Genomic DNA, 26,200 nt, shown 5'->3' on the forward strand with positions numbered 1-26,200 from the left:
CAAGCATGTCGAAGATCAAGGCCAGTAAGGGCGCACCGTTCGCGCGGATCCTGGGTGTCGGCGGCTACCGCCCGACCCGGGTCGTGCCGAACGAGGTGATCCTCGAGAAGATCGACTCGTCCGACGAGTGGATCCGCTCGCGCTCCGGCATCTCCACCCGCCACTGGGCGTCCCCGGAGGAGACCGTCACCGCCATGTCGGTGGAGGCCTCCGGCAAGGCCATCGCCGCCGCCGGGATCACGCCCGAGCAGATCGGCGCCGTGATCGTCTCGACGGTGTCGCACTTCAAGCAGACTCCGGCCGTCGCCACCGAGATCGCCGACAAGGTCGGCGCGGGCAAGCCCGCCGCGTTCGACATCTCCGCCGGCTGCGCGGGCTTCGGTTACGGCCTGACCCTCGCCAAGGGCATGATCGTCGAGGGTTCGGCGGAGTACGTCCTCGTCATCGGCGTCGAGCGGCTCAGCGACCTGACGGACCTGGAGGACCGCGCGACGGCCTTCCTGTTCGGCGACGGCGCCGGTGCCGTGATCGTCGGCCCCTCGGAGGACCCGCACATCGGCCCCACCGTGTGGGGTTCGGAGGGCGACAAGTCCGAGACGATCAAGCAGACCGTGCCGTGGAACGAGTTCCAGGTCGGCGACGTGTCCAAGCTCCCCCTGAACCAGCAGGGCGAGATCAAGTTCCCCGCCATCACGCAGGAGGGCCAGGCGGTCTTCCGCTGGGCCGTCTTCGAGATGGCGAAGGTCGCCCAGCAGGCGCTGGACGCCGCCGGCATCACGGCGGACGACCTGGACGTCTTCATCCCGCACCAGGCGAACATGCGGATCATCGACTCGATGGTGAAGACTCTGAAGCTGCCGGAGCACGTCACGGTCGCCCGTGACGTGGAGACCACCGGCAACACCTCGGCCGCCTCGATCCCGCTCGCGATGGAGCGGCTCCTGGCGACCGGGCAGGCGAAGAGCGGCGACACCGCGCTCGTCATCGGCTTCGGGGCGGGTCTCGTCTACGCCGCGACGGTCGTTACCCTCCCCTAGGCACGCCGGATCATCCGGTACGCCTTCTCTTACCGAAGTAACCCCGCAAGAAGGAGCGCCACTATGGCTCACACCCAGGAAGACATCCTCGGCGGCCTCGCCGACATCGTCAACGAGATCGCCGGCATCCCGGTCGAGGACGTCCAGCTGGACAAGTCCTTCACCGACGACCTGGACGTCGACTCGCTGTCCATGGTCGAGGTCGTCGTCGCCGCCGAAGAGCGCTTCGACGTCAAGATCCCGGACGAGGACGTCAAGAACCTGAAGACCGTGGGCGACGCCGTCTCCTACATCCTCAACCACCAGGGCTGATCTCGGTCCCTGCTGGCCCGGTACGCCACCCGGCGGTGGCGCCGTAATTCCGACCATCACACACATGGAGAACAATTCCTGTGAGCTCGACCAATCGCACCGTGGTCGTCACCGGTATCGGCGCAACGACACCGCTGGGTGGCGACTCCGCATCGACCTGGGAAGGTCTGATCGCGGGACGCTCGGGCGTCAAGCCCCTGGAGGGTGAGCGGTTCGCCGAACTGCCCGTCCAGATCGCCGCGCCGGTCGCCGTCGACCCCGGCGACGTCCTGCCCCGCCCGCTCGCCCGCAAGCTGGACCGCTCGGCGCAGTTCGCGCTGATCGCGGCCCGCGAGGCCTGGGCCGACGCGGGCTACACCGCCCCCGCCGGCGAGGACGAGAAGATCGTGCCCGAGCGGCTCGGTTCCGTCATCGCGTCCGGCATCGGTGGTGTCACCACGCTGCTCGACCAGTACGACGTGCTGAAGGAGAAGGGCGTCCGCCGCGTCTCCCCGCACACCGTGCCCATGCTCATGCCCAACAGCCCCTCCGCGAACGTGGGTCTGGAGGTGAACGCCCGGGCGGGCGTCCACACCCCGGTCTCCGCCTGCGCGTCGGGCGCCGAGGCGATCGGCTACGCCGTCGAGATGATCCGTACCGGCCGTGCCGACGTGGTGGTGGCCGGCGGTACCGAGGCCGCGATCCACCCGCTGCCGATCGCCGCCTTCGCCAACATGATGGCGATGTCCAAGAGCAACGACGAGCCGACGAAGGCCTCGCGTCCGTACGACACGGGCCGCGACGGCTTCGTGCTCGGCGAGGGCGCCGGCGTCGTGGTCCTCGAGTCCGAGGAGCACGCGAAGGCCCGCGGCGCGCGGATCTACTGCGAGGTGCTCGGCCAGGGCCTCTCGGCCGACAGCCACCACATCGCGCAGCCCGAGCCGACCGGCCGCGGCATCGCCGCCGCGATGCGGAACCTGCTCGAGTCGACGGACCTCAAGCCGTCCGAGGTCGTCCACCTCAACGCGCACGCCACGTCGACGCCGCAGGGCGACGTCGCCGAGATCAAGGCGCTCCGCGCGGTCCTGGGCGACGACCTCGACCACGTCGCGATCTCCGCGACCAAGTCGATGACCGGCCACCTCCTGGGCGGCGCGGGCGGCATCGAGACCGTCGCGACGGTCCTGGCCCTCCACCACCGCCTGGCCCCGCCGACGATCAACATCGACGACCTCGACCCCGAGGTCGACGCGGACATCGTCCGGGGCGAGCCCCGCGAGCTGCCGCAGGGCACCATCGCCGCGATCAACAACAGCTTCGGCTTCGGCGGCCACAACGTGGTCCTGGCGTTCCGCTCGGTCTGATCCGCGCGTTCGTCCCGGCGAAGACCCGCTCCCAAGGGAGCGGGTCTTCGCCGTTTCGTCACATAAGCGGATCATCGTGCGTGTCTCCCCATTTATGGGGGAACGCCCGTGTGATGCTGGCGCCCGTACCGTCCCGGCCGCGAGAGGCGCCCCCATGATCCGTCGTCACCGCAGACGTCGTCGACCGCACCGCATCCTGTTGCCCGTCCTGGGCACCGTCACCGCCGCCGCGCTCGCCGCGGGGGTGCCGGCTCTCGCCGGCGCCGCCGGGCAGGCCGCGCCGCGCGGGGCCGGGACGCAACGGCCCATCGGGCCCGACCCGGTCGTCTCCCTCCTCGCGCACGGCAATCTGACGATGGCCTCCAACTCGGTCCTGACCTGCGATCCCAGCGACGGCAGCGTCTGCAACGACACCGAGGGTACGAACAACAACCGGACGATGTACGTGAAGTCCGACGCGAGCGCCCCCGGGAACAACGCCTCCTCCGCCGAGCTCACGATCCCGGCCGGGGCCACCGTCCTCTCCGCCCGCCTGTACTGGCAGTTCAACCCGACGAACACCAGCACCAGCGGCACCCCCGGCGACCTCGCCAAGGGGAACACCGTGTCCTGGAAGGTCCCCGGCGGCAGCGACTACACGCAGGTCACGGCCGACACCTACGACTACTTCGACCAGCAGGTCGGCGGCACCCCGCCGGAGCCGCTGATGGCCGCCGGCGCCGTCGCGGACGTCACCGCCCAGGTGAAGGCCGCCGGAGCGGGCTCGTACACCGTCGCCGACATCCAGGCCTGCGCCGGGCGTTCCTCCGCGCAGAACTTCGGCGGCAACAACGTCGGCTGCTGGGGCGGCTGGTCACTGGTCGTCGCCTACGAGGACGCCTCGGAGCCCCTGCGCTACCTCCAGGTCTGGGACGGCTTCCAGCTGCTTCGCGACCCGAACCCCACGACCACCCTCACCCTCGCGGGCATCCGCACCCCGAGCGGGGCCCCGGCCGCCGCCACGATGGGCGTCACCGTCGGCGACGGCGACGCGCCGATCTCCGGGGACCAGGCCCTGGTCGGCTCGGCAGCCGACAACTTGACCGCGCTCGCCATGCCGGGTCCGGCCGGCGTCACCACCACCAACGCCTTCACCAGCCGCATCGACGAGGTCGCCGCCGACGGCACCGGCGCCAACATCACCACCCGCGATCCGGCCCCCGTCACCAACTACGGTTACGACGCCCCGATCATCGACGTCACGGGCAAGATCCCCGCGAACAGCTCGCAGGCCCTGCTCCAGATCAACGGCGCGGGCGACGCCCTCCACCCGCAGGCCGTCTGGCTGGCCCTGGAGGCGCGCGAGCCGGACCTCCAGGTCGTCAAGGCCAACGACCCGGCCGGTGCCACGAACGACACCCCGCCCGGTCTGGTCGACCCCGGCGGCGAGATCACGTACACCTTCACCCTGACGAACGCGCACGCGGGCGACCCGGGCACGGACGACCTGGACACCGCCACGGACGTCACGCTCACCGACGAGCTCCCGGCCGGCGTCTCGTACGTCGCCGGGTCCAACCCGGACTGCACCGCGCAGGCTTCCACCGTCACCTGCACCGCCGACGACCTCGCGCCCGGCGCCTCCTCCACCGTCTCCTTCAAGGTGAAGGTCGCCCCCGGCACCGCCGCCGGGACGAAGCTCGACAACACCGCGAAGGTCGCCTTCAAGGGCGACCAGACCGAACGCTCCCAGGAACGCACCAGCAACACCGTGCGCAACACGGTGAAGGCCAAGGCCGCGTACCAGATCAAGAAGACCTCGGACCACGACGGGAAGACCGCCGCCCCCGGCGACAAGGTCGCCTACGAGGTCGAGGTCGCCAACACCGGGAACAGCGCGATCTCCGCGCTGACCGTCACCGACGACCTGACGGACGTCCTCGACGACGCGACCTACAACGGCGACGCCGACAGCGCCTCCGGTGGCACGCTCACGTACGCCGAGCCGGAGCTGAGCTGGACCGGTGACCTGGCCGTCGGCGCGAGCGTGAAGCTGACGTACTCCGTCACCGTCAACGACCCGGTGAGCGGCGACAGGACGATGACGAACACCGTGACCGGCGACAAGCCCGGCGGCAACTGCCCGACGGCCGCCCGCGACGCGGACTGCACCACGACGACCGAGGTCAAGGAGCTGACGCCGACGGAGCCGCCGACGACACCGCCGACGACCCCGCCCACCACGCCGCCGACCACTCCGCCGACCGACCCGCCGACGACTCCGCCCACCACCCCGCCGACGACCGAGCCCACGCCGAGCCCGTCCTCGTCCACCGACCCGACCCCGTCCCCTTCCCCCACGGACGGCGGCATCTCGGGCGGCGGCTCCAACGGCAGCGGCTCGGGCGGTAGCTCCGGCGGCGGCACCTCGGGCGGCGGGGGTCACCACGGCGGTGGCGGTCAGCTTCCCGACACCGGCGGGTCGCTCGCCGGACCGCTCGGCGCGGCGGCCGCGCTCGCCGTCGCCGCCGGTACGGGCCTGACGCTCGCCGCGCGACGCCGCAGGAAGGGCCGTCACGTCTGACCCGGCCCCGTGAAAAGGCAGACGGCCCCGCCCGTGAGGGCGGGGCCGTCTGTCCGTACGGCGAAGAGTTGCTCAGACGACCTGGTGCAGCCAGCGGACCGGGGCGCCCTCGCCCGCGTACCGGAAGGGCTCCAGCTCGTCGTCCCAGGGCTTGCCGAGGAGCTTGGCGACCTCGGCCTCCAGGTCGGTCTCGCCCTGGAGCGAGCGCGCGAGGGCGGCCCGCAGCCGGTCCTCGGGGATCAGGATGTCGCCGTGCATGCCGGTGACGGCGTGGAAGATCCCCAGGTCGGGCGTGGCGCTGTAGCGCTCGCCCTCGGCCGTGGGGCAGGGCTCCGCGGTGACCTCGAAGCGGAGCATCTGCCAGCCGCGCAGCGCGGAGGCCAGTCTGGAGGCGGTGCCGGTCTGCCCCTGCCAGGAGAACTCGGCTCTCCACGTGCCGGGGGACGCCGGCTGGCGGATCCAGTCGAGCTGGACCCTCGCACCGAGGACGCCCGCGACCGCCCATTCGACGTGCGGGCAGAGCGCGCGCGGTGCGGAGTGTACGTACAGGACTCCACGTGTCGTCACCGGGACCTCCAGGGCAAACCCTCATAAAGGGGACAGCATGTGACGTGATGTAATTTACCGGAGCCGGTCGGCAAAGGCGCCTCTGGTTCGACGGGGGAAAAGCTACCGTGCCGCACCGACATCGGTGTGACGTACGGTCGGTCCGGGGGCGGGTGAACACCAACCTTTCACCCAGCAGGACGCCGAAGGAGGGGCCGGGGATGCGCGGTCGCGGAAAAAAGCGTGTGACGCTCGCGCTCGCGGTGGCCGCCACGGTGCTCGTCGGCGCCGGGTGCGCGGCGGAGGAGCGACCGGAGCCCAAGGCCGCCACGGGGTCCGCCCGGCCCACGTCCCCCGCGCCCACGTCCCCCGCGCCCACGCGGTCCTCGCCCGCCTCCCCCGCGCCCTCCGCGCCCGCCTCCCCCTGGGACGTCGCCCCCGCCTCCCTCGCCGCCCTCGGCGATTCCATGACCCGCGCCTTCGACGCCTGCGCGGTCCTGGCCGACTGCCCCGAGGCCTCCTGGGCGACCGGCACCGACGCCGCCGTGAACAGCCTCGCGGTGCGGCTGCTCGGCCCCGGGAAGGCGGCCACGCACACGTGGAACCTGGCCCGGACGGGCGCCCGGATGGCGGAGCTGCCGGAGCAGATGGCCCGGGCCGCGGCGGAGGAGCCGGGGCTCGTGACGGTGATGATGGGCGCCAACGACGCCTGCCGGCCCACCCCCGCGCAGATGACCCCGGTCGCCGACTTCCGCTTCTCCTTCGAGACGGCGCTCGCGAGGCTGCGCGAGGACGCTCCGGAGGCGCTGGTGTACGTGTCGAGCCTGCCGGACCTGCGCCACCTGTGGTCGACGGGGCGGCTCGGCGCGGGGCCCGACGTGTGGAAGCTGGGGATCTGCGGCTCCATGCTGGCGGACCCCGACGACCTGAGCGCGGCCGCGGAGCGGCGCCGGACGTCGGTGCGGGAGCGCGTGATGGCGTACAACGAGGCTCTCGCGGAGGTCTGCGCGGAGGACCGGCTCTGCCGGTACGACGGCGGGGCGGTCTTCGCGTACCGCTTCGGCGGCGGGCAGCTGAGCGCCTGGGACTGGTTCCATCCGAGCGTGGCGGGGCAGGCGCGGCTCGCGGAGATCGCGTACGAGCGGATCACGGGGAGATGAGGAACCCCGGGGCGGCCGTCAGGTCACGCCCCGGGGCCGTTCTCGGGAGGGTCACACCTCCAGGGTCGCGGTCAGGCGCGCGTCCGTGACGGAGTGCGCGGCGACGACCTCGTACCCGCCGGGGACGTACGCCCAGTCGTTCGTCTCCTCGTCCCAGATCTCGAAGGCGCGGCGCGGCAGCGCCATCGTGACCTCGACGGTCTCGCCGGCGGCGGCCTCCACGCTCCCGAAGGCGGCGAGCCAGCGCTCCGGGCGCTCGTGGCGGGCCGCGTCGTCGCCGGTGGGCGCCAGGTAGACCTGGACGACCTCGCGGCCGGTGCGGTCGCCGGTGTTGGTGAGCCGGACGGTGACCGTCTCGGGGGTGGCGGTGAGGGCGTCGTACGACCAGGTCGTGTAGCCGAGGCCGTGGCCGAAGGCGTACGCGGGGACGGCGCCGGCCTTGGCCCAGGCGCGGTAGCCGATGAAGACGCCCTCGCTGTAGTGGAGTTCGCCGTCGGTGGGGGTGACCTCGGTGACGGGGGTGTCGGCGAGGGTGGCCGGCCAGGTGGTGGGGAGGCGGCCGCCGGGCTCCTCGGCGCCGGTGAGGACGTCCGCGAGGGCGGCCCCGCCCTCCTGTCCGGGGAACCAGCTGAGCAGGACCGCGGCGACGTCCTCGCGCCAGGGCAGCTCGACCGGGGAGCCGGCGTTGACGACCACGACGGTGTTCGGGTTGACGGCGGCGACGGCCCGGACGAGGTCGTCCTGGCGGCCGGGGAGGGCGAGGTCCTTGCGGTCGAAGCCCTCGGACTCGACGCGCTCGGTGGTGGCGACGACGACGACGGCGGTGTCGGCGGCACGCGCGGCCTCGACGGCTTCGGCGATCAGTTCGTCGGGGTCACGGCGGGGACCGAGGTGGACGAAGGAGAACATGACGGCCGGGAGCGGCGCCGCGAACTCCTTGTCGAGGGTGTGGAGGAGCGAGACCTCGACGGTCTCGCCCGCCGTGAGGGCGACCTTGGCGCGCTCGACCGGGGAGCCGAAGAAGGCCTCGAAGGGGTCGGTCTCGGGGCCGAGGGCCTGGACGCCGTCGAAGAGGGTCTCGCCGCCGACGGCGAGGCGGAAGGCGCCGAGGCCGCGGGTGCCGAAGGCGTGTTCGCCGCTCTCGCGCGGGGTGAAGCGGCCGACGACCTCGATGGAGGCGAGGGCCTCGTGGGTGACGCCGGCGGGGAGGTCGTCGCCGATCCACTGGACCTGGCCGTTGGGCAGGGTGCCCTCGCCGAGGAGCGTGCCCTCGGCGTCGCGGCAGCGGGCGACGAGGGTGAACCCGGACGAGACGGAGCCGGCGGGGGTGAGTTCGTCGCTGGGGTCGGCGCCGATCGTGTAGGTCAGGGCGCCTTCGGGGAGCGCGGCGGTGAGGCCGTCGAGCGGGGAGACGACGTGGTCGGGGAAGACCTGGGCGGAGCCGCCGCCGAGGACGCGGGCGTCGCGGGCGGCGGCGCCGGAGAGGGCGACCGTGCCGTTCCTCAGGGGCAGGGCGGTCCTTCCTTCGCGGGACTCGTTCCGCACGAGGACGAAGCCGCGGCGGGCGATCTCGCGGGCGAGGGCGTCGCCGTCGACGGTGGCCGGGGGTTCGGTGACGACGGCGGGGGCGCCTTCGAGGGCGCCGACGCGGGCGGCGAGCCGCAGGACGTTCCGTACGGCGGTGTCGACGGCGGTCTCGGCGACCTCGCCGGCGCGGACGGCGGCGGCGAGCGCCTCGCCGTACACGGTCTGCGGGCCGGGCATGGCGACGTCGAGGCCGCCCTCGATGTCGCCGGTGGTGGAGCGGGCGGCCATCCAGTCGGAGACGTTGAAGCCGTCGAAGCCCCACTCGCCGCGCAGGACCTCGTTGACGAGGTGGTGGTGCTCGGTCATGGTCACGCCGTTGACCTGGTTGTAGGCGGTCATGATGCCCCAGGGGCGGGCGTTCCTGACGATGGCCTCGAAGGGGGCGAGGTAGAGCTCGCGGAGCGGGCGGGCGGCGATCCGGTTGTCGACGGTGAAGCGGTCCGTCTCGGCGTCGTTGGCGACGAAGTGCTTGACGGTGGTGCCCACGCCGCCGTCCTGGACGCCCTGCACGTAGCCGGTGCCGATCGCGCCGGTCAGGTACGGGTCCTCGCTGTAGGCCTCGAAGTGGCGGCCGCCGAGCGGGGTGCGGTGCAGGTTGACCGTGGGCGCGAGGAGGACGTGGACGCCCTTGCGGCGGGCCTCCTGGGCGAGGAGGCGGCCGGCGCGGCGGGCGAGCGCGGGGTCCCAGGCGGCGGCGAGGGCGGTCGGGGAGGGCAGGGCGACGGACGGGTCGTCGGCGGTCCAGCGGACGCCTCGGACGCCGATCGGGCCGTCGGACATGACCAGGGACTCCAGGCCGATCTCGGGCAGCGCGGGCAGGGACCACATGTCCTGCCCGGCGAGCAGCCGGGTCTTGGCGTCCAGGTCGAGCTTGCCGAGCGCCGCCTCGACGGCCGCCTCGCGCGCGGCGTCGGCCGCCTCGTCCACGACCACGCCTGCGCCCACGCCCACGCCCATGTCCACGTCCACGTCCACGTCCACGTCCACGTCCACCATCGTCGTCTCCTCTTTGACGTGCAGATCACCCCGATGCACCCCATCGTGCACCCATCTACCTGTAGATCGGTAGGCAACGTTATCAGTCTGTTATTTTCTGGGGGCGGTACGGTCTCGGGAAGACATCCGGAAAGGAGCCACGGCGATGGCGCGGGCAAAGAGCGAGGAGCGGCGCGCGGAGATCCTGCGGGCGGCCCTCGAAGTGATCGCCGAGCGCGGCTACCGGGGCGCCACGCTGGGCTCCGTCGCCGAGCGCGTCGGGCTGACGCAGCAGGGGCTCCTGCACTACTTCCCGACGAAGGAAGCGCTCCTCGTCGCCGTCCTGGAGGAGCGCGACCGCTGGGACACGAGCGGGGCCAGCAGCGGCGAGAGCTGGCGGCTCGACCTGCTCGACTCCCTCGTCGAGTACAACGCGATGCGGCCGGGCATCGTGCAGACCTTCTCCGCGCTGCTCGGCGAGAGCGTGACGGACGGGCACCCGGCCAGGGAGTTCTTCACCGAGCGGTACGCGCAGGTGCGGGCCAACATGGCCGAGGTGCTGCGCCTGGAGTTCGGCGAGCGGCTGCCGGGCGGGCTGACGCCCGAGCGGGCGGCGCCGCTCCTGACCGCCGTGATGGACGGCCTCCAGTACCAGTGGCTCCTCGACCCGTCGGCGGTGGACATGCCGGAGGCGTTCCGGGACTTCCTGCGCCTGCTGTCCGCGGGGAGGGCGTGACCTCCTAGCGGGCCACGGCCGACAGGTCCTCGGAGAGCAGCGCCGGGTCAACCGTCAGGGCCGCGTGGACCGCTTCGAGGACGGGCAGTTTCGCCGCGCCCGTCGCGAGGGCGACGTCCTTGGCGGCGAGGGCGACGGGGAAGTACGAACCCGTCGCGGTGGCCCGGCCGACGGCTCCCGCCAGGGGGCCCTGGGAGAGGGTCCGCAGGGCGAGTTCGCGGGGCAGGCCGAGTCCGTCGGCGAGGGTGAGGGCCTCGGCGACCAGGGCGACCCCGCCGATGACGGCGTTGATGAGGACCAGCTTGAGCGCGGCTCCGGTGCCGGGGCCGCCGCACGGCGTGACCGCGCCGAGGCGGTCGAGGACGGCGGCGACGGGCACGGTGTCGCCGCCCGCGAGGATCAGCAGCTCCCCCGCCGCCGCCCGGTCCACGCTGCCCATGACGGGCGCGTCGATCAGCGTGACCCCCTCGGGCAGTCGGGCGGCCAGCGCGCGGACGGTGTCCGGGCCGACGGTCGAGGTGTCGATCCAGTGGGTGCCGGGGCGCAGCGCCGGGAGGATCTCGTCGGCGACGGCGAGGGCCGCGGCGGGGTCGGCCAGCATCGTGACGACGACGTCGGCGTCGCGGACGGCGTCGGCGGGCGTGGCGGCGCGCGCGGCGCCGTCGGCGACGAGGGCGTCGGCCTTGGCGGCCGTACGGTTCCAGACGGTCAACGGGTGCCCGGCGTCGAGGAGTCGACGGGCCATGGGGAGGCCCATCGAGCCGAGCCCGAGGAAGGCGATCCGCTGCGGCGCGGGTGTCTGCGTCTGTGTCTGCTTCCGCGCGAGGTCGTTGTTCTCCGTGTTCTCCATGCCCTCGACGCTACGAGGGGACCTCCCATGCGACAAGCGAATGTCTAGCATGAGTGTCATGCAGCATGCTCATGGCTTGTACGAGGCCTTCCTCGCCGTCGCCCGCGAGGGCTCCTTCACCTCCGCCGCCCGCGTCCTCGGCTACACCCAGTCCGCGATCTCGCGACAGGTGCAGTCCTTGGAGGAGGACACGGGCGCGGTGCTCTTCGAGCGGCTGCCGCGCGGGGTGCGCCTGACCGAGGCCGGCCGGGTGCTGCTCCCGCACGCCGAGGCCGTGCGGGACCGGCTGCTGGCCGCCCGGGCCGAGCTGGAGGCGCTGCGGACCCTGGAGGGCGGGCTGTTGCGGCTCGGCTCGTTCTCCAGCGCCAACGCGGCCCTCGTCCCGCGCGCGCAGGCCGCGTTCCGCGCGCGGCATCCCGGCGTCACCGTCACGCGGACGGAGGGACCTTCGGTGAAGCACCTGGGCCAGGTCGCCGCCGGGGAGCAGGACCTCGCGGTGGTCAGCCCGGCCCTCGACACCCGCGCGCCGGACGGCGTGCGGCTCCACCACCTCCTCGACGAGCCGATGCTCGTGGCCCTCGCGGCGGGGCATCCGCACGCGGGACGCCGGGCGGTGCGGCTCGCCGAACTCGCCGACGAGGAGTGGATCGTGGGGGCCGAGCGGCTGGAGGACACCCTCTTCCGCCCGGCGGTCGCCGCCGGCTTCCGGCCGCGCACGGGCCTGCTGGCGCACGACTGGATCGCGAAGCTCGGCGCCGTCGCGGCGGGGCTCGGCATCACCCTCGTACCGGCGCTCGCGTCGACGGCCGTACGCCGGGACGTCACGCTCGTCACGATCCACCCGGACGACGTGCCGTACCGGCGGATCTGCGCCGCGACCCCGCCGGCGCCGACGGTGGCGGCGACCGCGTTCCTGGAGCTGCTGCGGGAGACGGCGGAGGCGTGGGCGCGGGGCGACGGACACGGGCCGACGGGCACGGGATGATGAGCACATGATCGTCGCAGCAAGCCAGTTCGCCCCGGTCGCCGGGGACATCGACGCCAACGTCCGTACGATCGCGGGGCTGATCCGGGAGGCCGGGGCCGCGGGGGCCCGGGTCGTGGTCTTCGCCGAGCTCTGCCTGACCGGGTACGAGCCGACGCTGATCCGGGACACGCCCTCGCTGGTCCTCGCCGAGGACGACGGACGGCTCGGGCCCGTGCGGGAGGCGTGCCGGGAGGCCCGAGCGGCCGCGGTGGTCAACGGGCCGGTGCGGAAGGGCGCTTCGGGGATCGGGCTGGCCACGCTGGTCATCGGGCCCGACGGCGGGACCCTCACCCGGTACGACAAGCGGAACCTGTACGGGATCGAGGCCGAGGTCTTCGTGCCGGGGACGGTCGACGGGCGGTTCGCGCTGGACGGGGTCCGGTTCGCGCTCGCGACCTGTTACGACAACCGCTTCCCGGAACTCGCGGAGCGGGCCGCCGCCGACGGCTGTCCGGTGTACCTGGCGAGTTCCGTGCTGGGCGCCGACAACGACTCGTTCGAGAAGGTCTACCCGGTACGGGCACGGGACTTCGGCCTGTACGTGGTGCTCGGCAACGTCCTCGGGCCCAACGAGGACGGGGTGGGCTGCGGCGGGGCCGGGGCCTGGGGGCCGGACGGGCGGCGGATCGCGGACGCGGGCGGCGGGGAGGCCGGTTTCGTCCTGGCGGACGTCGGCCCCTGACCCGTGCACGGAGGGCCGGGCGGTCGTGGGACATACGACCGCCCGGCCCTCCGCCCTCGTGAGGCCGTCGCGGAACCCCCGGTCCGCGACGGGCCTCCCCCGCCCCCGTCGTTACGGGGCGCTCAGTCCCAGCGTGTAGGTACCGGAGCCGCTGTACGCGTGGACCACGTACCGGTAGTAGCCGGCGGTGCCGTAGTAGCTGGTGTCCTCGTTGGCGGTCGCGGTGCCGCCGACGGCCACGTCCGCCCAGGCGGAGCCGTTCCACTTCTGCAGGTAGAGGTCGAAGTCGGCGCCGGACGGGCCGCGGAGGCAGCCCACGTGGGTGCCGGCCGTGGCGGAGTAGTAGTACGAGCCGTCCGGCTGGGCCACGGCCTGGCCGGAGGTCAGGCTGCCCTGGTACGTGGCCTCGGCGTTGGCGCAGCCGGTGGGCGGCGTGGTGGTGCCGACCGACAGCTGGTAGGTGACGGTGTGCGTCGCGGAGCCCGTACCGGTGACGGTGATCGGGTAGGTGCCGTTGGCCGTGCCCGCCGCGACCTGGACGGTCATGGTGGAGGAGGAGCCGGAGGTCACCGAGGAGGGGCTGAAGGAGACCGTGACGCCGCTCGGGGCGCCGCTCGCGGAGAGCTGGACGGTCTGCGCGCTGCCGCCGGTGGTGGAGGTGCTCACCGTGGAGGTGGCGGAGGCGCCCGGCTGGACCGAACCGGAGGTCGGGTTCAGGGCGAGCGAGAAGTCCGGGGTGGTGGTGCCGCCGCAGTCGGTCTCACCGGACTGGGCGGGGACGCCGATCGCGTTCCAGGCCGCCTTGACCGCGTTGCACTCGGTGCTGCCGTAGGTGTTCTTGGCGCTGGTCAGGGTCGCCTTGCGGGCGGCGAGGTGGTTCCAGGAGGAGGTCTTCATGAGCAGGGCGCCCATGAAGATCTTGCCGGCCTTCTGGATGCCGACGCCGGTCACGGAGGACGGACCGCCGGAACATATGGGGCTGTTGGGCTTGCCGTTGCCCGGGTTGGAGCCCTCGGCGAGAAGGTAGAACCAGTGGTTCTGCGGGCCGGCGGCGGCGTGGACCTCGGTGCCGGAGCTCAGCTGGGTGTAGCAGTTGGGGTCGCCGTTGATCAGCGACGGATTGTACATGTTGCGGATGGGCTGGTTGTTGCCCGTGAAGTTGAGCTCCTCGCCGACGGTGTAGTCGGGGGTGTCGTTCGGGTTGTTGGCGAAGTGCTCGGTGAGCGCGCCGAAGATGTCGCCCGTCGACTCGTTCAGGCCGCCGTTCTCGTTGGACGAACCGGTGCTGCCCGGGGTCCGGTCGAAGATCTCGTGGCCGTACTCGTGGGCCACGACGTCGATGCCGGTGAGCTGGTTGGTCTGGTTCTGGTTGCGGCCGTAGGTCGTCTTCGTACCGTCGTAGTACGCGTTGACCTCGGCGAGTCCGGCACGGGCCGGAACCATGCCGCCCTGGCCGTTGATGCCGTTGTAGCCGAACCACTGCTTGAGCATGTCGGACTCGCGCTGGGCCGCGTACATGATGTCGACGCAGGCGGTGACGAGGTCGTTGGCGCCGTTGTTGCCCCACGGCGAGGAGCCCGTGTACGCGCTGCCGTTCTGGCCGCCGCACTTGAAGCCGCCGCGGCTGGTGTCCGTCATGGAGCCCGCGGCGGTGTCGATGGTGACGTTGCCGTTGTGGTAGCCGCGGCCGTCGGCGTGGCTGACCTTGTCGGTGGCCTGGGCGACGGAACCGGTGCGGGCGTCCACGAAGGTGTCGAGGGCGCTCGGGGCGTTCCCGGCGGTGCGGCCGATGACCCGGGTGTGCCAGGTCAGCACCGCCTTGCCGCCCTTGAGGAGGACGGTCAGCTCGGGGGCGCTCGCGCTCTCCACGGAGGCGAGCTGGCCGCGGGCGGTGGCGAGGGCGGCCTCGGCGGTGACGGTCGCCCTGGTGGAGACCTTGATGGCGGGGGCCTTGGCCCCGGTGACCTCGCGGACCTTGCCGGTGCTGTCGGAGACGACGACGGCGTCGCCGCCGACGACGGGGAGGCCGCGGTAGGTGCGCTCGTAGGCGGCGTAGAACAGGCCGTTGTCCCAGGGGGTGACGGAGGTGCGGACGAGCTCCTCGTCGGCACCGTGGCGCAGCTCGTCGAGACCGCTGTCCGCGGCGCGGTCGGCGGCGGCGAGCGCGAGGGACTTGCCGTGCCCGGGCGGTACGGGCTGCGCCTGCGGCGCGGCGGCGGCGGTGCCGGCGAGGGCCGTCGCCAGGCTCGCGGAGAGCGCGAGCGCGGCGACGGTCGCCGTGAGTCGGGTGGGGTACAACGTTGGCTCCGATCGGGGTGGGGATCGCGGTGGGGATCTGGGTGGGGATCGCGGCTGATCGTGCGGGTGACGATCACGTGCACGTGTGCGGGGGTTCCTGCGGGGAGACTGATCGTCGCGCCGAGTATGGGCGTGGACATGGCCACTTCGGGACATCTCATCCGGCATAAGACGCGGGTTATGGTGCGGCCGTCGCGGGCTGCGTACGCTGCTGAAATGCAGCTGGAGTTGAGGCATCTTGAAGCCGTCTGCCGGATAGCGGAAGCGGGCAGCCTGGGGCGCGCGGCCGGGCGGCTCGGGGTCTCGCAGCCGGCGCTCTCGGCCCAGCTGAAACGGATCGAACGGGTCGCCGGCGGGGAGCTGTTCCTGCGCGGGCGGCACGGCGTCGAACCCACGCCGCTGGGCGAGTTCGTCCTCTCGAAGGCGCGGCTCGTGCTCGGCGAGATGGACGCGCTCGCCGCCGGGGCGCGGGCCGTCTCCCCGCACACCTCGCTGCGGCTCGGCTGCATCCTGCTGGTCCTCGTCGACCGGCTCCTCGGCGAGCTGGAGGAGGAGATGACGGGCCGGGACCTGTCGGTGACCGTGGAGCACTCGGCGACGACGCTGACGCGGCAGCTCGGGGCGGGCCGGTACGACGCGGTGCTGTACGGGGAGGTCAACGACCACGAGGTGCCGCTGCCGGAAGGGACGACGGCCCGGACCCTGGTCCCGAAGGAACCGTTCTGCGTACGGCTCTCGGCGGCGCACCCGCTGGCGGCGAAGGAACGGATCGCGCTGCCGGAGCTCGCGGGCGAGTCGTGGATGACGCTCGTGGAGGACGACGACGGGGGCCCCGAGGCGCTGGTCGCGGCCTGCGGGCGGGCCGGGTTCACGCCGGTGCTCCGGCACCGGGTCGCCGACCGGAAGATGCACTACGACCTGATCGCGGCGGGCCGCGCGATCTCGATGAGCCAGCCGACGGCACCGGCGGCGGACGGCACGGTCCTGCGCCCCCTGGAGGGCGACCCGGTCACGGGCCGCATCCGCCTCGCCTGGAACCGCGCCTCGGTCCCGGCGCCGCACGCGGAACTGCTGTACCGGGCGGCGGCTCGCGCGTACCTGGCGAACGTGGACAACAACCCCTTCTACCGGACGTGGTGGGACGCCCGGCCGGAGCTGCACCCGGTGGTGGGGGGCTAGCCGATCAGGCCGTGGTGTCGGACGTCGCGCCGCCCGCGGGGCCGCCCGTCGTGCCGGCGTCCTCTTCCTCGTCGTCGCCCTGGGGCGTTTCGCCGCGCAGGTCGCGGGCCATGAGGGTCGCGCCCGCCACCGCTCCCGGCATCAGGAAGACCGCGACCAGGGGGATCAGGAAGGCGAGGACGAGGGGGACGCCGAAGCCGAGGGTCGTGAGGCGGCGGCCGCGGAGGAGGCCGAGGCGCTCCTTGAGCTCCACTCCCCTGCGCTGGAGCGCCACCGCGGTGAGCTCCTCCGCGAGGAAGAAGCCCGAGACGCAGAAGCCGACGGCCGGGACGACCGTCTGGCCGATCACGGGGATGAAACCGCAGGCGAAGAGCAGGATGCCGTAGAACGCGACCCGCAGGAGGACCCGCAGGCTGTCCCGGGCGGAGATCCAGAGGTCCTTCCAGAGCGGGAGTCCGGATTCCGGCGCCTCGCCGCCCACGCTGCGGTCGACCTCTTCGGAGAGGGACTCGTAGAAGGGCTGGCCGACGAGGAGCGTGACCGCCGTGAAGGTGATGACGGCGAGGAAGAGGCCGAGGCCGAAGACCACGCCCGTCAGGGCGCCCCGGAAGAGGCCGAGCCAGGGCGAGCCCCAGTCGTCGGCGAACGGGGTCGCCCAGGCCGTCAGGTCGTCCGCGCCGTAGGCGAGGCCGACGAGGGCCCCCATGTAGAGGACGAGGGTCACCAGGCCCGGGAGCAGGCCGAAGCCGAACCATCGGCCGTGGGTCGCCACCCACTTCTGGCCCTGTATGAGGTACCTGAAACCCGCCCCGAGATCACGCATGGGGACACTTTATGCGGGCCCGGGGACGCCCCCGTACGCGAGTGGGCCGCACCCCGGTCGGTCGGGGTGCGGCCCTCACCCAGTGTGCGGGTGCCGAGCTCAGACGGCCAGCTCGACCGTGATGTTGCCGCGGGTCGCCTTGGAGTACGGGCAGACCTGGTGCGCCTTCTCGATCAGGCTCTTCGCCGTCTCGGCGTCCACGTTCGGGATGGTCGCCGAGATCTTGACGATGATGCCGAAGCCGTCGTCGTTCTTGCCGATGCCGACCTCGGCGGTGACAGTCGAGCCCGAGACGTCGGCGTTCTCGTTCCGCGCGACGACGCCGAGGGCGCCCTGGAAGCAGGCGCTGTAGCCGGCGGCGAAGAGCTGCTCGGGGTTGGTGCCCGCGCCCGAGCCGCCCATGGCCTTCGGCGGGTTCACGACGACGTCGAGCTGGCCGTCGTCCGTGGCGACCCGGCCGTCGCGGCCGTTCTCGGCGGTGGCGACGGCGGTGTAGAGGACGTCGGAGTGCTGGATGGACATGCCGGTGATTCCTTTGTCAGTTCGCCGCGACTCGCGCCCACGATCGCGACGGCTGAGGGAAGACTAGCGGGTCACCGAGACGATCATCTTTCCGGTGTTGTCTCCGCGGAGGAGACCGAGGAAGGCGTCCACGCCGTTCTCGATGCCCTCGGCGAAGGTCTCGCGGTGCTTGAGCTCGCCCGAGCCGAGCCAGCCGCCGACCTCCCGCACGAACTGGTCCTGCAGCCCGTAGTGGTCGCCGACCAGGACGCCCTGGAGGCGGAGGCGCTTGCCGATGATCATCGCCATGTTGCGCGGGCCGGCGACCGGCTCCGTGTCGTTGTACTGCGCGATCATGCCGCAGATGGTGGCGCGGCCGTGCACGTTGAGCGAGGAGATCGCGGCTTCCAGGTGGTCCCCGCCGACGTTGTCGAAGTAGACGTCGATGCCTTCGGGGGCGGCCTCGCGGAGCTGCTGCGCGACCGGGCCGTTCTTGTAGTTGAAGGCCGCGTCGAAGCCGAGCTCCTCGACGAGGAACTTCACCTTCTCGTCGGAGCCCGCGGAGCCGATGACCCGGGAGGCGCCCTTGAGCCGCGCCATCTGGCCCACCTGGCTGCCGACGGCGCCCGCGGCACCGGAGACGAAGACCGTGTCGCCCTCCTTGAAGGAGGCCACCTCGAACAGGCCGGCGTAGGCCGTCAGGCCCGTCATGCCCAGGACGCCCAGGTAGGCCGAGAGGGGGGCGAGGGACGGGTCGACCCTGGTCGCGTGCTGCGCCGGTACGTCGGCGTACTCCCGCCAGCCCAGGCCGTGCAGCACGTGGTCGCCGACGGCGAAGCCCTCCGCGTTGGACGCGACGACCTCGCCGACCGCGCCGCCGTCCATCGGACGGTCCAGCTGGAACGGCGGGATGTACGACTTCACGTCGTTCATCCGGCCCCGCATGTACGGGTCGACCGAGAAGTGGAGGTTCCGCACGAGGATGCGGCCCTCGGCCGGCTCCGTGACCGGGACCTCACGCAGGGCGAAGTCGGCGGCGGTGGGCCAGCCGTGCGGGCGGGCGACGAGGTGCCACTCACGGCTGGACGCGGGAAGAACGGACATGAGCTCGGCCTCCAGGAAAGCTTCGGAGCAAGAAAGGTTCACTTACTGAAACAACCATGCGCCTGGATATTTCATGTTGTCAAGTATCCGAGTAGGATGTGACCCATGGCCACCACACGCACGGACCCCCTGACCCTCGAAGTCGTCGAGCTGATCGGCACGGTCGTGGCGCGGTACTACGAGGAGTACGAGCAGGCGGCCGCCCAGCACTCGCTGACCGGCGCGCAGGCCAGGGTCCTCGGGCTGCTCTCGCTCGACCCGCTGCCGATGCGGCGGATCGCCCAGAAGCTCAAGTGCGAGCCCTCCAACATCACCGGGATAGTCGACCGCCTGGAGGCCCGCGGCCTCGTCGAGCGGCGGCCCGACCCGGACGACCGCAGGGTCAAGCTGGCCGTGCCCACGGACGAGGGGAAGGAGACGGCCCGGCGACTGCGCGACTCCCTGGACTTCGCCCGCGAGCCCCTCGGCGAGCTGACCGAGGTCGAGCGCACACTGCTGAGGGACCTGCTCAAGCGCATGCTCGGCGAGGACGTCGTCTAGGGGGTGTCTTGGGCCTCCGGCGGATCAGGGCCGGACCGGCCGCCGGACAGGTCCTAGACGCACCACCACAGGAACGGGGTGCACGTCCGGGAGGGCGAGGGCGTGGGCGTCGGCGTCGCGCTCGGCGTCCGGGCGGGCGTCGCGGTCGCGCCCGGCGGCGGCGCCGGGGGCGTCGTCGTGGCCGCAGTCACCGTCACCGACGCCGACACGGACGGCCCCGGGGACTCGGTCGGCGCCCGGTCCGTCGCCTTGACCGGCCTGGCCGGGGACGTGGCGGGGACCGCCGTCGACGGGCCCGGCCGCGGCTCCGTGGGGGCGGCGGAAGGCGTCACCGAGGCCGGCGGCCGCGTCGGCTCCTCCCCCGTCGCCGGACCAGCGGCGGTCGGGGACGTACCGGCCGCGCCTCCGGCGGTGTCGCCGGTGCCGGTGCCGGTGCCGCCTTCCGGCTCGGCGTCCGTACCGTCAGCCGTGCTCGCGTCCGGGCCCACACTCGCGCTCGTGCCCGCGTCCGAAGGCGTCGCCGTCATCGGCGGCGGGTCCGCGGCCGGAGCCGTGGGCCCCTCGGGCAGGGGTTCCGGCTCCGCGACCTCCAGCTCCCGCACCGCCGTCGCCGCGCCGCCCTCCGTCCCCGGCTCCGCCAGGACCGCCTTGAGGGTGCCGAGCGCGCCGACCGCGAGGACCAGTCCCGCCGCCCCGAGCAGGGCCGTACGGTTCCGGCGCCGTCGCCCGCGCGTCCGCCGGCCGCGGCGCGTGGCCGCGCGGCCGCCGCCCGCGGCCAGGGGGACGGCCGGGGGGTCGTGCGCCACGACGGTCACGCGCGGGGACTCGTACCGCAGCTCCTCGGTGAGCTCCTCGGCGGGCGTCCCGCATCCGGCGCAGGCGAGGGCCCCGTTGAGGTGCCTGCGGCACGCATAGCAGTAATCCATGAGGACCGCAGGGTATGACGCGCCGCAAGGCGCGAGGTAGGCGCGCAGGGTGTGGATCCTGTGAGGAAACCGCAGGTCGCACCAGGGGTGTTCGAATCGGATGGGTCGGCGGACCTCTAGGGGGTGTCTTGCCGGTCAGGTCGGCACGGCCGGCAGGACGCTCCCTAGCGGCTCACTCCAACGCGCGCGCGGCGCCAACTGGTCGCACCATGCGAAGCAGGACCGCGCAACGCGAAACACCTCGCCCGTGCCAGCACCGCATTCCGGAGGATCCGCCGTGACCGTCAGCCTTGACCAGCTGCGCCGCTGCCATGTCGCCGTCGACCTGGGAGCCGCACGCACCCGGGTCTTCGTCAAGGGCGCCGGACTCGTCGTCGACGAGCCGAGTGTCGCCGCCGTCAACACCCGTACCGGCGCGCTGATCGCCGTCGGTGCGCTCGCCGAGAAGATGACGGGCCGTACGCCCGACTACATCCGTGTCGCCCGACCAGTCTCCGGCGGCACCGTCGTGGACATCGAGATGGCGCAGCGGATGCTCCGTCACCTGCTCGGTGAGAAGCTCCGACGCCAGCTGCGCCGCAAGCCGCGGCTGCGCGCCGCCGCCTGCACCCCGCACGACAGCGACCCGCTCGCCCAGCGGGCCGCCGTGGAGACCCTCGTGGGGCTCGGGGCGCGCCGGGTCGAGCTGGTCGACACCCTGATCGCCGCCGCCGTCGGGTGCGGGCTCCCGGTCGAGCAGCCCACCGCCACCATGATCATGGTCTGCGGGGCGGCGACCACGCAGGTCGCCGTGCTGTCCCTCGGTGCGATCGTGACCGCCGAGCGGATCCCGATCGGCGGTGACGCCATCGACCACGCCGTCATCCAGCACCTGCGCCACCACCACGAACTCATGCTGCCCAGCCAGTCGGTGCGCCCGCTCCAGCTCGCCCTGAGCGGCAACGGCCTGACCCCGCACGGTCCGGCGTCCACGGAGATCCACGGCCGGGACGTGGCGACGGGTCTGGCCCGCTCGGTGACCGTCGACACGGCCGCCGTGCGCGAGGCCATCCACACGCCGCTGACCGCCGTCCTCGACGGCATCGGCAAGGTGCTGCGGGACTGCCCGCCGGACCTGGTGGCCGACCTGGCGGACCGGGGGATCATGATGGTCGGCGGCAGCGCCCTGCTGCCGGGCCTGGACCAGATGCTGCGCGAGGCGACGGGCATGCCGGTGCACATCGCCGAACGGCCGGACGTGTGCGCGGTCCTGGGGCTCGGCGCGATGCTGGAGGGCAAGGTGCAGCCGATGACCCTCGATCCGCTGTCCGTGCGGAACCCGCTCGCCGAGGTGGAGTAGCGGGCGCACGCCCAACCGCCCGAATCGACCGATTCATCTGACAATGAGACCATGACGATCATGGGTGAGGCCACGGACGAGGACCAGGACCGGGACCGGGACCGCGACGACGGCGGTCCCCGTCTCCCCCTGCTCCTCGAAGCCGTCCTCAGCGTCGGCACGGACCTCGAACTCCGCGCCACCCTGCAGCACATCGTGGACTCCGCCACCGAGCTGACCGACGCGCGCTACGGGGCGCTCGGGGTCGTCGACCCCGACCACGACCACCTCACCGGCTTCTACACCGCGGGCATGACCGACGAGGAGGTGGCCGCGGTCGGTCACGTCCCCGACGGCCGCACCGGGCTGCTCGGCGTCCTCATCAGGGACCCCCGGCCGCTGCGGCTCGACGACCTGACGGCCGATCCGCGCTCCGCCGGCGTCCCCGCGCACCACCCGCCGATGCACTCCTTCCTCGGCGTCCCGATCCGGGTGCACACCGAGGTCTTCGGCAACCTCTACCTCACCGAGAAGCGGACCGGCCGGTTCACCGAGGAGGACCTCGCGCTCCTCCGGATCCTCGCCGCCCAGGCCGGGATCGCGATCGGCAACGCCCGCCTGTACGGGACGACCCGGCAGCGGGAGCGCTGGATCGAGGGCGCGGCGGCCGTGACGACCGCGCTGCTCACCGGCGAGTCCGCGGAGAACGCCCTGATGACCGTGGCCGAGCAGGCCCGGATCCTCGCCGACGCCTCGGCGGGGGTCGTCCTCCAGCCCACCCCCGAGGGCGGGATGGAGATCGTCGCCGCCTCGACCAACGACGACCCCGGCGACCTGATCGGCACGACGATCGCGCCCGGCTCCCCCGTCCTCGAACAGCTCCTCGGCGGCGAGCCGGTCTTCGTCGACGACTCGTCGACCGACCCCCGGATGACCACGCACGTCCGGTCCCGTTTCGGCCCGTCGATGATGCTGCCGCTGCAGAGCGGCGGGAAGCTCATCGGCACCCTGGCCCTGCCCCGGCGGCGCGGCGGCGCGCCCTACTCGGCCGTGGACCGGCTGCTCGCCTCGCAGTTCGCCTCGCAGGCGGCGCTCGCGCTCGTCCTCGCGGACGCCCGGCAGGACCGGGAGCGGCTCGCGGTGTACGAGGACCGCGACCGGATCGCCCGTGACCTGCACGACCTGGTGGTCCAGCGGCTGTTCGCGACGGAGATGATGCTGGAGTCGACCCGGCGGCGGGCCGCCGGTTCCTCCGACGAGGACGCGCTGCTCGGCAAGGCCGTGGACGAGCTGGACTCGACGATCCAGGAGGTCAGGACGACGATCTTCGCCCTCCAGCAGCCGCCGGCGGACGCGCCGACCTCCTTCCGCGGCCGGGTCCTGCGCGAGACCGGCGGGGCGGCGGCGCTGCTCGGCTTCCAGCCGTCCGTGCACTTCTCGGGCGCGGTCGACACGCTCGTGGAGGAGGCGGAGGCCGACCGGCTGCTCGCCGTGCTGCGCGGGGCGCTCGCGGCGGCCCACCGCCGGGCCGGGGTCGGGGCGATCACCGTCGAGGTGACGGCCGGGGACGGAGGCGTGGCCGGGGGCGGGGGCGTACGGCTGCGGGTGGAGGACGACGCGACCCCGCCGACGGTCGTCGCCTGGCCGTAGTGGTCCCGCCGACTGTCGGGGCCCGGCCGCGGCGATCCCGTCGCCGGTCGTCGCCCGGCCGTAGCGATCCCGCCGGCGGTCGTCGCCCGGCCGCGGCGATCCGGCCCGTGGAACGGACCCGTACGGCGTAACCCCGCGCGCCGCTCCTCCCGCCCCGATCTTGACTGGAGGGGTGGACACCGAGACCAAGCCCCCCACCGCGACGGCCTACCGCAACTTGGTGATGGCCACCATCGGCTTCACGCTCACCTTCTGGGCGTGGGACCTGATCGCGCCGCTCGCCAGCTGGTACGGCGAGCGCCTCGAACTCAGCTCGTTCCAGCAGTCGCTGCTCGTCGCGGTGCCCGTCCTGGTGGGCTCGGTCGGCCGCATCCCGGCGGGCGCGCTGACCGACAAGTACGGCGCGAAGCTCATGTTCCCGGTCGTCTCCGCGCTGACGATCATCCCCGTGCTGCTCCTGACCGTCGTCAAGGACAGCTACGGCCTGATGCTGGTCGTGGGCTTCCTCCTCGGCCTCGGCGGCACGACCTTCGCCATCGGCATCCCGCTGGTCAACTCCTGGTTCCCGCCCGCCAAGCGCGGTCTCGCGCTCGGCGTCTTCGGCATGGGCATGGGCGGTGTCGCGCTCTCCGGCTACTTCACGCCCCGGATCGCCGAGCACGGCGAGAACCTGCCCTTCATCGTGGTCGCCGTCGCGCTCGCGGTGTACGCCGTCCTCGCCGCGCTCCTCATCACGGACCGGCCCGACCGGCCCGTCCCCACCGCCTCCCTCGCGACCCGGCTCGGCTCGGCCGGGCGGCTGCGGGTGACCTGGGAGCTGTCGGCGCTGTACGCGATCGGCTTCGGCGGCATCGTCGCGTTCGGCGTCTACCTGCCGACGTACCTGAAGACCTGGTACGAGCTCGACCCGACCGACGCGGGCACCAAGGCGGCCGGGTTCGCGCTGGTCACCGTGGTCTTCCGGCCGATCGGCGGCTGGCTGTCGGACCGGATCCACCCGGCGGTCGTGACGGCCTTCGCGCTCGGCGTGGTCGCGCTCTTCGCGATCGTCCAGGCCTTCGACCCGAAGCTGAACCCGGGCGGCACGATCGCCCTCCTCGTCATGGCCGCGGGTCTCGGCACGGCGAGCGGCTCCGTCTTCGCGCTCGTCTCCCAGGTCACCCCGCAGGCCAAGGTCGGCAGCGTCACCGGCATCGTCGGCGCGATGGGCGGCCTCGGCGGCTTCGTGCCGCCGCTGGTGATGGGCGCGATCTACAGCGCCAAGGGCTCGTACTCGATCGGCTTCATGCTCCTCTCCGACCTGGCGCTCGCCGGCTGCGTGTACGCGTACGGGCGGATGCGCGGGATCCGGCCGGGCGGCGACGAGGCGGCGGAGACGGCGAAGATCACAGCGCGAACTCCCTGACCGACGGGCGGGATTCCTCGACCGACGGGCAGAATTCCTCCGGCCACCTCAAGGCAGACCCCTGTCCACGAGACCCGAGGAGTACGACCGGTGAGTGCGCTCTTCCCCGCCCTGACGGCCCCGACCGGAGCCGACGGGCCGGCCCTGCGCTGCGGCACGGACACGCTGACGTACGGCGAACTGGCCCGCGCGGCCGGTGCCCTGGCGGCCCGGCTGCCGCGTACGGAGCGGGTCGCCGTCTGGGCCACTCCGAGCGCGCGCACGGCGGTCGGTGTCGTGGCCGCGCTGCTCGCGGGCGTGCCCGCCGTACCGCTGAATCCGCGCACGGGCGGGCGGGAGCTGGCGCACATCCTGGCCGACAGTGCTCCGGGGGCGGTGCTCGCGGGGCCGGAGGACACGCTTCCGGAGGGGCTCGCGGGTCTCCCCCGCCTCGACGTCGAGCTGCACCCGGCCGAGGCGGCCGCCGTCGCCGTCGCCGAGCCCGAGGACGACGAGGCACCCGCGCTCGTCGTCTACACCTCCGGCACCACCGGCCCCCCGAAGGGCGTGGTCCTCTCCCGGCGGGCCGTCGCCGCCTCCCTCGACGCGCTCGCCGACGCCTGGTCGTGGACGGCCGACGACGTCCTCGTGCACGCCCTGCCGCTCTTCCACGTCCACGGCCTGATCCTCGGCGTCCTCGGCCCGCTGCGGCGCGGCGGCGAGGTCCGGCACCTGGGCGCGTTCTCGGTGGAGGGCGTGGCCCGGGAGCTGGGTGGCGGGGGCGGCACGATGCTGTTCGGCGTACCGACGATGTACCACCGGATCGCCGACGCCCTCGACGAGGACGCCGGGCTCGTCGAGGCGCTCGCGGGGGCGCGGCTGCTCGTGTCGGGGTCGGCGGCGCTGCCGCTCCACGACCATGAGCGGATCGCGGCGGCGACGGGCCGGACGGTCGTCGAGCGGTACGGGATGACCGAGACGCTCATGAACACGAGCGTCCTGCCGGGCGGCGGCCCGCGCCCCGGGACCGTCGGCGTGCCGCTCGCGGGCGTGGAGCTGCGGCTGGTCGACGAGGACGGGTCCGTCTGCGGGGAGCTCGACGGGGAGACGGTCGGCGAGGTGCAGGTGCGCGGTCCGAACCTCTTCTCCGGCTACCTCAACCGGCCGGACGCCACGGCCGCCGCCTTCGACGGCGGCTGGTTCCGCACCGGCGACATGGCGGTCCGGGAGGCCGACGGGACGGTGCGGCTCGTGGGGCGGAAGGCGACCGACCTGATCAAGAGCGGCGGGTACAAGATCGGGGCCGGTGAGATCGAGAACGCGCTGCTCGACCACCCGGGGGTGAGGGAGGCGGCCGTCACGGGCGAGCCCGATCCGGATCTGGGCGAGCGGATCGTGGCGTGGGTGGTGCCCGCCGACGCGGAGAAGCCGCCCGCCGAGGCGGAGCTGGCGGACCACGTGGCCGCGCTGCTCGCCCCGCACAAGCGGCCCCGGGTGGTGCGCTACCTCGACGCGCTCCCCCGCAACGACCTGGGGAAGATCCTCAAGAAGTCGCTGCCCGTCGGCGGTTGAGTAGGGAGGAGCCGGGCCCCGGCTCACGGAGCCCGGCCGGTCCTGGCCGCTCCGCGATGGACCGGCCCCTACGGGGTGGGCCGGCCG

Annotated in this window: 22 protein-coding genes; 14 read left to right on the forward strand and 8 right to left on the reverse strand. The window is 73.1% G+C overall.

The window, feature by feature from the left end:
• Positions 1 to 5: 5 nt before the first annotated feature.
• The 4 genes from AB0G79_RS09505 (at position 6) to AB0G79_RS09520 (ending at position 5,255) form a co-directional block, all read left to right on the forward strand.
• Entirely contained in the window at positions 6 to 1,037 is a 1,032-nt protein-coding gene (locus AB0G79_RS09505; RefSeq protein ID WP_360802774.1) for a ketoacyl-ACP synthase III, read from the forward strand.
• A gap of 63 nt (positions 1,038 to 1,100) precedes the next feature.
• Positions 1,101 to 1,349 (forward strand): acyl carrier protein, encoded by a 249-nt coding sequence (locus tag AB0G79_RS09510; RefSeq protein WP_360802777.1) that lies wholly within the window; start codon positions 1,101 to 1,103, stop codon positions 1,347 to 1,349.
• A gap of 80 nt (positions 1,350 to 1,429) precedes the next feature.
• Positions 1,430 to 2,692: a beta-ketoacyl-ACP synthase II gene (gene fabF, locus AB0G79_RS09515; protein ID WP_360802780.1), complete on the forward strand. Its 1,263-nt coding sequence runs from the start codon at positions 1,430 to 1,432 to the stop codon at positions 2,690 to 2,692.
• Between the two features lie 154 nt (positions 2,693 to 2,846).
• On the forward strand, positions 2,847 to 5,255 hold the full coding sequence (locus AB0G79_RS09520) for a hypothetical protein (RefSeq protein WP_360802783.1): 2,409 nt from the start codon (positions 2,847 to 2,849) through the stop codon (positions 5,253 to 5,255).
• A 72-nt stretch (positions 5,256 to 5,327) separates the two neighbouring features.
• Here AB0G79_RS09520 and AB0G79_RS09525 read toward each other — a convergent pair whose 3' ends face one another.
• Positions 5,328 to 5,822, reverse strand: coding sequence for a DUF3145 domain-containing protein (locus AB0G79_RS09525; protein WP_360802786.1), 495 nt, complete (start codon positions 5,820 to 5,822; stop codon positions 5,328 to 5,330).
• A 224-nt stretch (positions 5,823 to 6,046) separates the two neighbouring features.
• On the opposite strand from AB0G79_RS09525, the gene AB0G79_RS09530 reads away from it, so the two are divergent.
• Positions 6,047 to 6,961, forward strand: a complete 915-nt coding sequence (locus tag AB0G79_RS09530; RefSeq protein ID WP_360802789.1) for an SGNH/GDSL hydrolase family protein — start codon at positions 6,047 to 6,049, stop codon at positions 6,959 to 6,961.
• 51 nt (positions 6,962 to 7,012) lie between these two features.
• Here AB0G79_RS09530 and AB0G79_RS09535 read toward each other — a convergent pair whose 3' ends face one another.
• Positions 7,013 to 9,505 (reverse strand): glycoside hydrolase family 3 C-terminal domain-containing protein, encoded by a 2,493-nt coding sequence (locus tag AB0G79_RS09535; protein ID WP_360803089.1) that lies wholly within the window; start codon positions 9,503 to 9,505, stop codon positions 7,013 to 7,015.
• A 184-nt stretch (positions 9,506 to 9,689) separates the two neighbouring features.
• Here AB0G79_RS09535 and AB0G79_RS09540 point away from each other — a divergent pair, with 184 nt between their 5' ends.
• On the forward strand, positions 9,690 to 10,259 hold the full coding sequence (locus AB0G79_RS09540; protein WP_360802792.1) for a TetR/AcrR family transcriptional regulator: 570 nt from the start codon (positions 9,690 to 9,692) through the stop codon (positions 10,257 to 10,259).
• A 4-nt stretch (positions 10,260 to 10,263) separates the two neighbouring features.
• Here the strand turns inward: AB0G79_RS09540 and AB0G79_RS09545 are convergent, their stop codons facing one another.
• Positions 10,264 to 11,109 (reverse strand): NAD(P)-dependent oxidoreductase, encoded by an 846-nt coding sequence (locus AB0G79_RS09545; protein WP_360802795.1) that lies wholly within the window; start codon positions 11,107 to 11,109, stop codon positions 10,264 to 10,266.
• Between the two features lie 58 nt (positions 11,110 to 11,167).
• Here AB0G79_RS09545 and AB0G79_RS09550 point away from each other — a divergent pair, with 58 nt between their 5' ends.
• A complete protein-coding gene (locus tag AB0G79_RS09550) occupies positions 11,168 to 12,094 on the forward strand; it encodes a LysR substrate-binding domain-containing protein (RefSeq protein WP_360802798.1) in 927 nt (308 codons plus the stop codon).
• A gap of 7 nt (positions 12,095 to 12,101) precedes the next feature.
• Positions 12,102 to 12,818, forward strand: a complete 717-nt coding sequence (locus tag AB0G79_RS09555; RefSeq protein ID WP_360802801.1) for a carbon-nitrogen hydrolase family protein — start codon at positions 12,102 to 12,104, stop codon at positions 12,816 to 12,818.
• A gap of 111 nt (positions 12,819 to 12,929) precedes the next feature.
• On the opposite strand, the gene AB0G79_RS09560 is transcribed toward AB0G79_RS09555, so the two are convergent.
• Positions 12,930 to 15,116, reverse strand: a complete 2,187-nt coding sequence (locus tag AB0G79_RS09560; protein WP_360802804.1) for a M4 family metallopeptidase — start codon at positions 15,114 to 15,116, stop codon at positions 12,930 to 12,932.
• A gap of 216 nt (positions 15,117 to 15,332) precedes the next feature.
• Between AB0G79_RS09560 and AB0G79_RS09565 the strand changes: the two genes are divergently transcribed.
• Positions 15,333 to 16,295 carry a LysR family transcriptional regulator gene (locus AB0G79_RS09565; RefSeq protein WP_360802807.1) on the forward strand — a complete coding sequence of 321 codons (963 nt, stop codon included), beginning with the start codon at positions 15,333 to 15,335 and terminating at the stop codon, positions 16,293 to 16,295.
• 4 nt (positions 16,296 to 16,299) lie between these two features.
• Here the strand turns inward: AB0G79_RS09565 and AB0G79_RS09570 are convergent, their stop codons facing one another.
• The 3 genes from AB0G79_RS09570 to AB0G79_RS09580 all read right to left on the reverse strand — a co-directional run bounded on the left by AB0G79_RS09570 (position 16,300) and on the right by AB0G79_RS09580 (position 18,723).
• Positions 16,300 to 17,118 (reverse strand): EI24 domain-containing protein, encoded by an 819-nt coding sequence (locus AB0G79_RS09570; protein ID WP_360802810.1) that lies wholly within the window; start codon positions 17,116 to 17,118, stop codon positions 16,300 to 16,302.
• 99 nt (positions 17,119 to 17,217) lie between these two features.
• On the reverse strand, positions 17,218 to 17,640 hold the full coding sequence (locus AB0G79_RS09575; RefSeq protein WP_030693363.1) for an organic hydroperoxide resistance protein: 423 nt from the start codon (positions 17,638 to 17,640) through the stop codon (positions 17,218 to 17,220).
• Between the two features lie 63 nt (positions 17,641 to 17,703).
• The gene (locus AB0G79_RS09580) at positions 17,704 to 18,723 is read right to left on the reverse strand and encodes an NADP-dependent oxidoreductase (protein WP_360802813.1); all 1,020 of its coding nucleotides are present in this window, start codon (positions 18,721 to 18,723) and stop codon (positions 17,704 to 17,706) included.
• A gap of 105 nt (positions 18,724 to 18,828) precedes the next feature.
• Between AB0G79_RS09580 and AB0G79_RS09585 the strand changes: the two genes are divergently transcribed.
• Positions 18,829 to 19,263, forward strand: a complete 435-nt coding sequence (locus tag AB0G79_RS09585) for a MarR family transcriptional regulator (RefSeq protein WP_360802816.1) — start codon at positions 18,829 to 18,831, stop codon at positions 19,261 to 19,263.
• Between the two features lie 53 nt (positions 19,264 to 19,316).
• Here AB0G79_RS09585 and AB0G79_RS09590 read toward each other — a convergent pair whose 3' ends face one another.
• Positions 19,317 to 20,189 carry a hypothetical protein gene (locus AB0G79_RS09590; RefSeq protein ID WP_360802819.1) on the reverse strand — a complete coding sequence of 291 codons (873 nt, stop codon included), beginning with the start codon at positions 20,187 to 20,189 and terminating at the stop codon, positions 19,317 to 19,319.
• 277 nt (positions 20,190 to 20,466) lie between these two features.
• On the opposite strand from AB0G79_RS09590, the gene AB0G79_RS09595 reads away from it, so the two are divergent.
• The 4 genes from AB0G79_RS09595 to AB0G79_RS09610 all read left to right on the forward strand — a co-directional run bounded on the left by AB0G79_RS09595 (position 20,467) and on the right by AB0G79_RS09610 (position 26,113).
• Positions 20,467 to 21,528, forward strand: coding sequence for a rod shape-determining protein (locus AB0G79_RS09595; RefSeq protein WP_360802822.1), 1,062 nt, complete (start codon positions 20,467 to 20,469; stop codon positions 21,526 to 21,528).
• A gap of 60 nt (positions 21,529 to 21,588) precedes the next feature.
• Positions 21,589 to 23,157 carry a GAF domain-containing protein gene (locus tag AB0G79_RS09600; protein ID WP_360803092.1) on the forward strand — a complete coding sequence of 523 codons (1,569 nt, stop codon included), beginning with the start codon at positions 21,589 to 21,591 and terminating at the stop codon, positions 23,155 to 23,157.
• A 223-nt stretch (positions 23,158 to 23,380) separates the two neighbouring features.
• The gene (locus AB0G79_RS09605; protein ID WP_360803095.1) at positions 23,381 to 24,562 is read left to right on the forward strand and encodes an MFS transporter; all 1,182 of its coding nucleotides are present in this window, start codon (positions 23,381 to 23,383) and stop codon (positions 24,560 to 24,562) included.
• A gap of 90 nt (positions 24,563 to 24,652) precedes the next feature.
• Positions 24,653 to 26,113 carry an acyl-CoA synthetase gene (locus AB0G79_RS09610; RefSeq protein WP_360802825.1) on the forward strand — a complete coding sequence of 487 codons (1,461 nt, stop codon included), beginning with the start codon at positions 24,653 to 24,655 and terminating at the stop codon, positions 26,111 to 26,113.
• The last annotated feature ends 87 nt before the right edge of the window (positions 26,114 to 26,200 follow it).

Source organism: Streptomyces sp. NPDC020807, from assembly GCF_040641575.1.
In the GTDB taxonomy this organism is placed as follows: domain Bacteria; phylum Actinomycetota; class Actinomycetes; order Streptomycetales; family Streptomycetaceae; genus Streptomyces.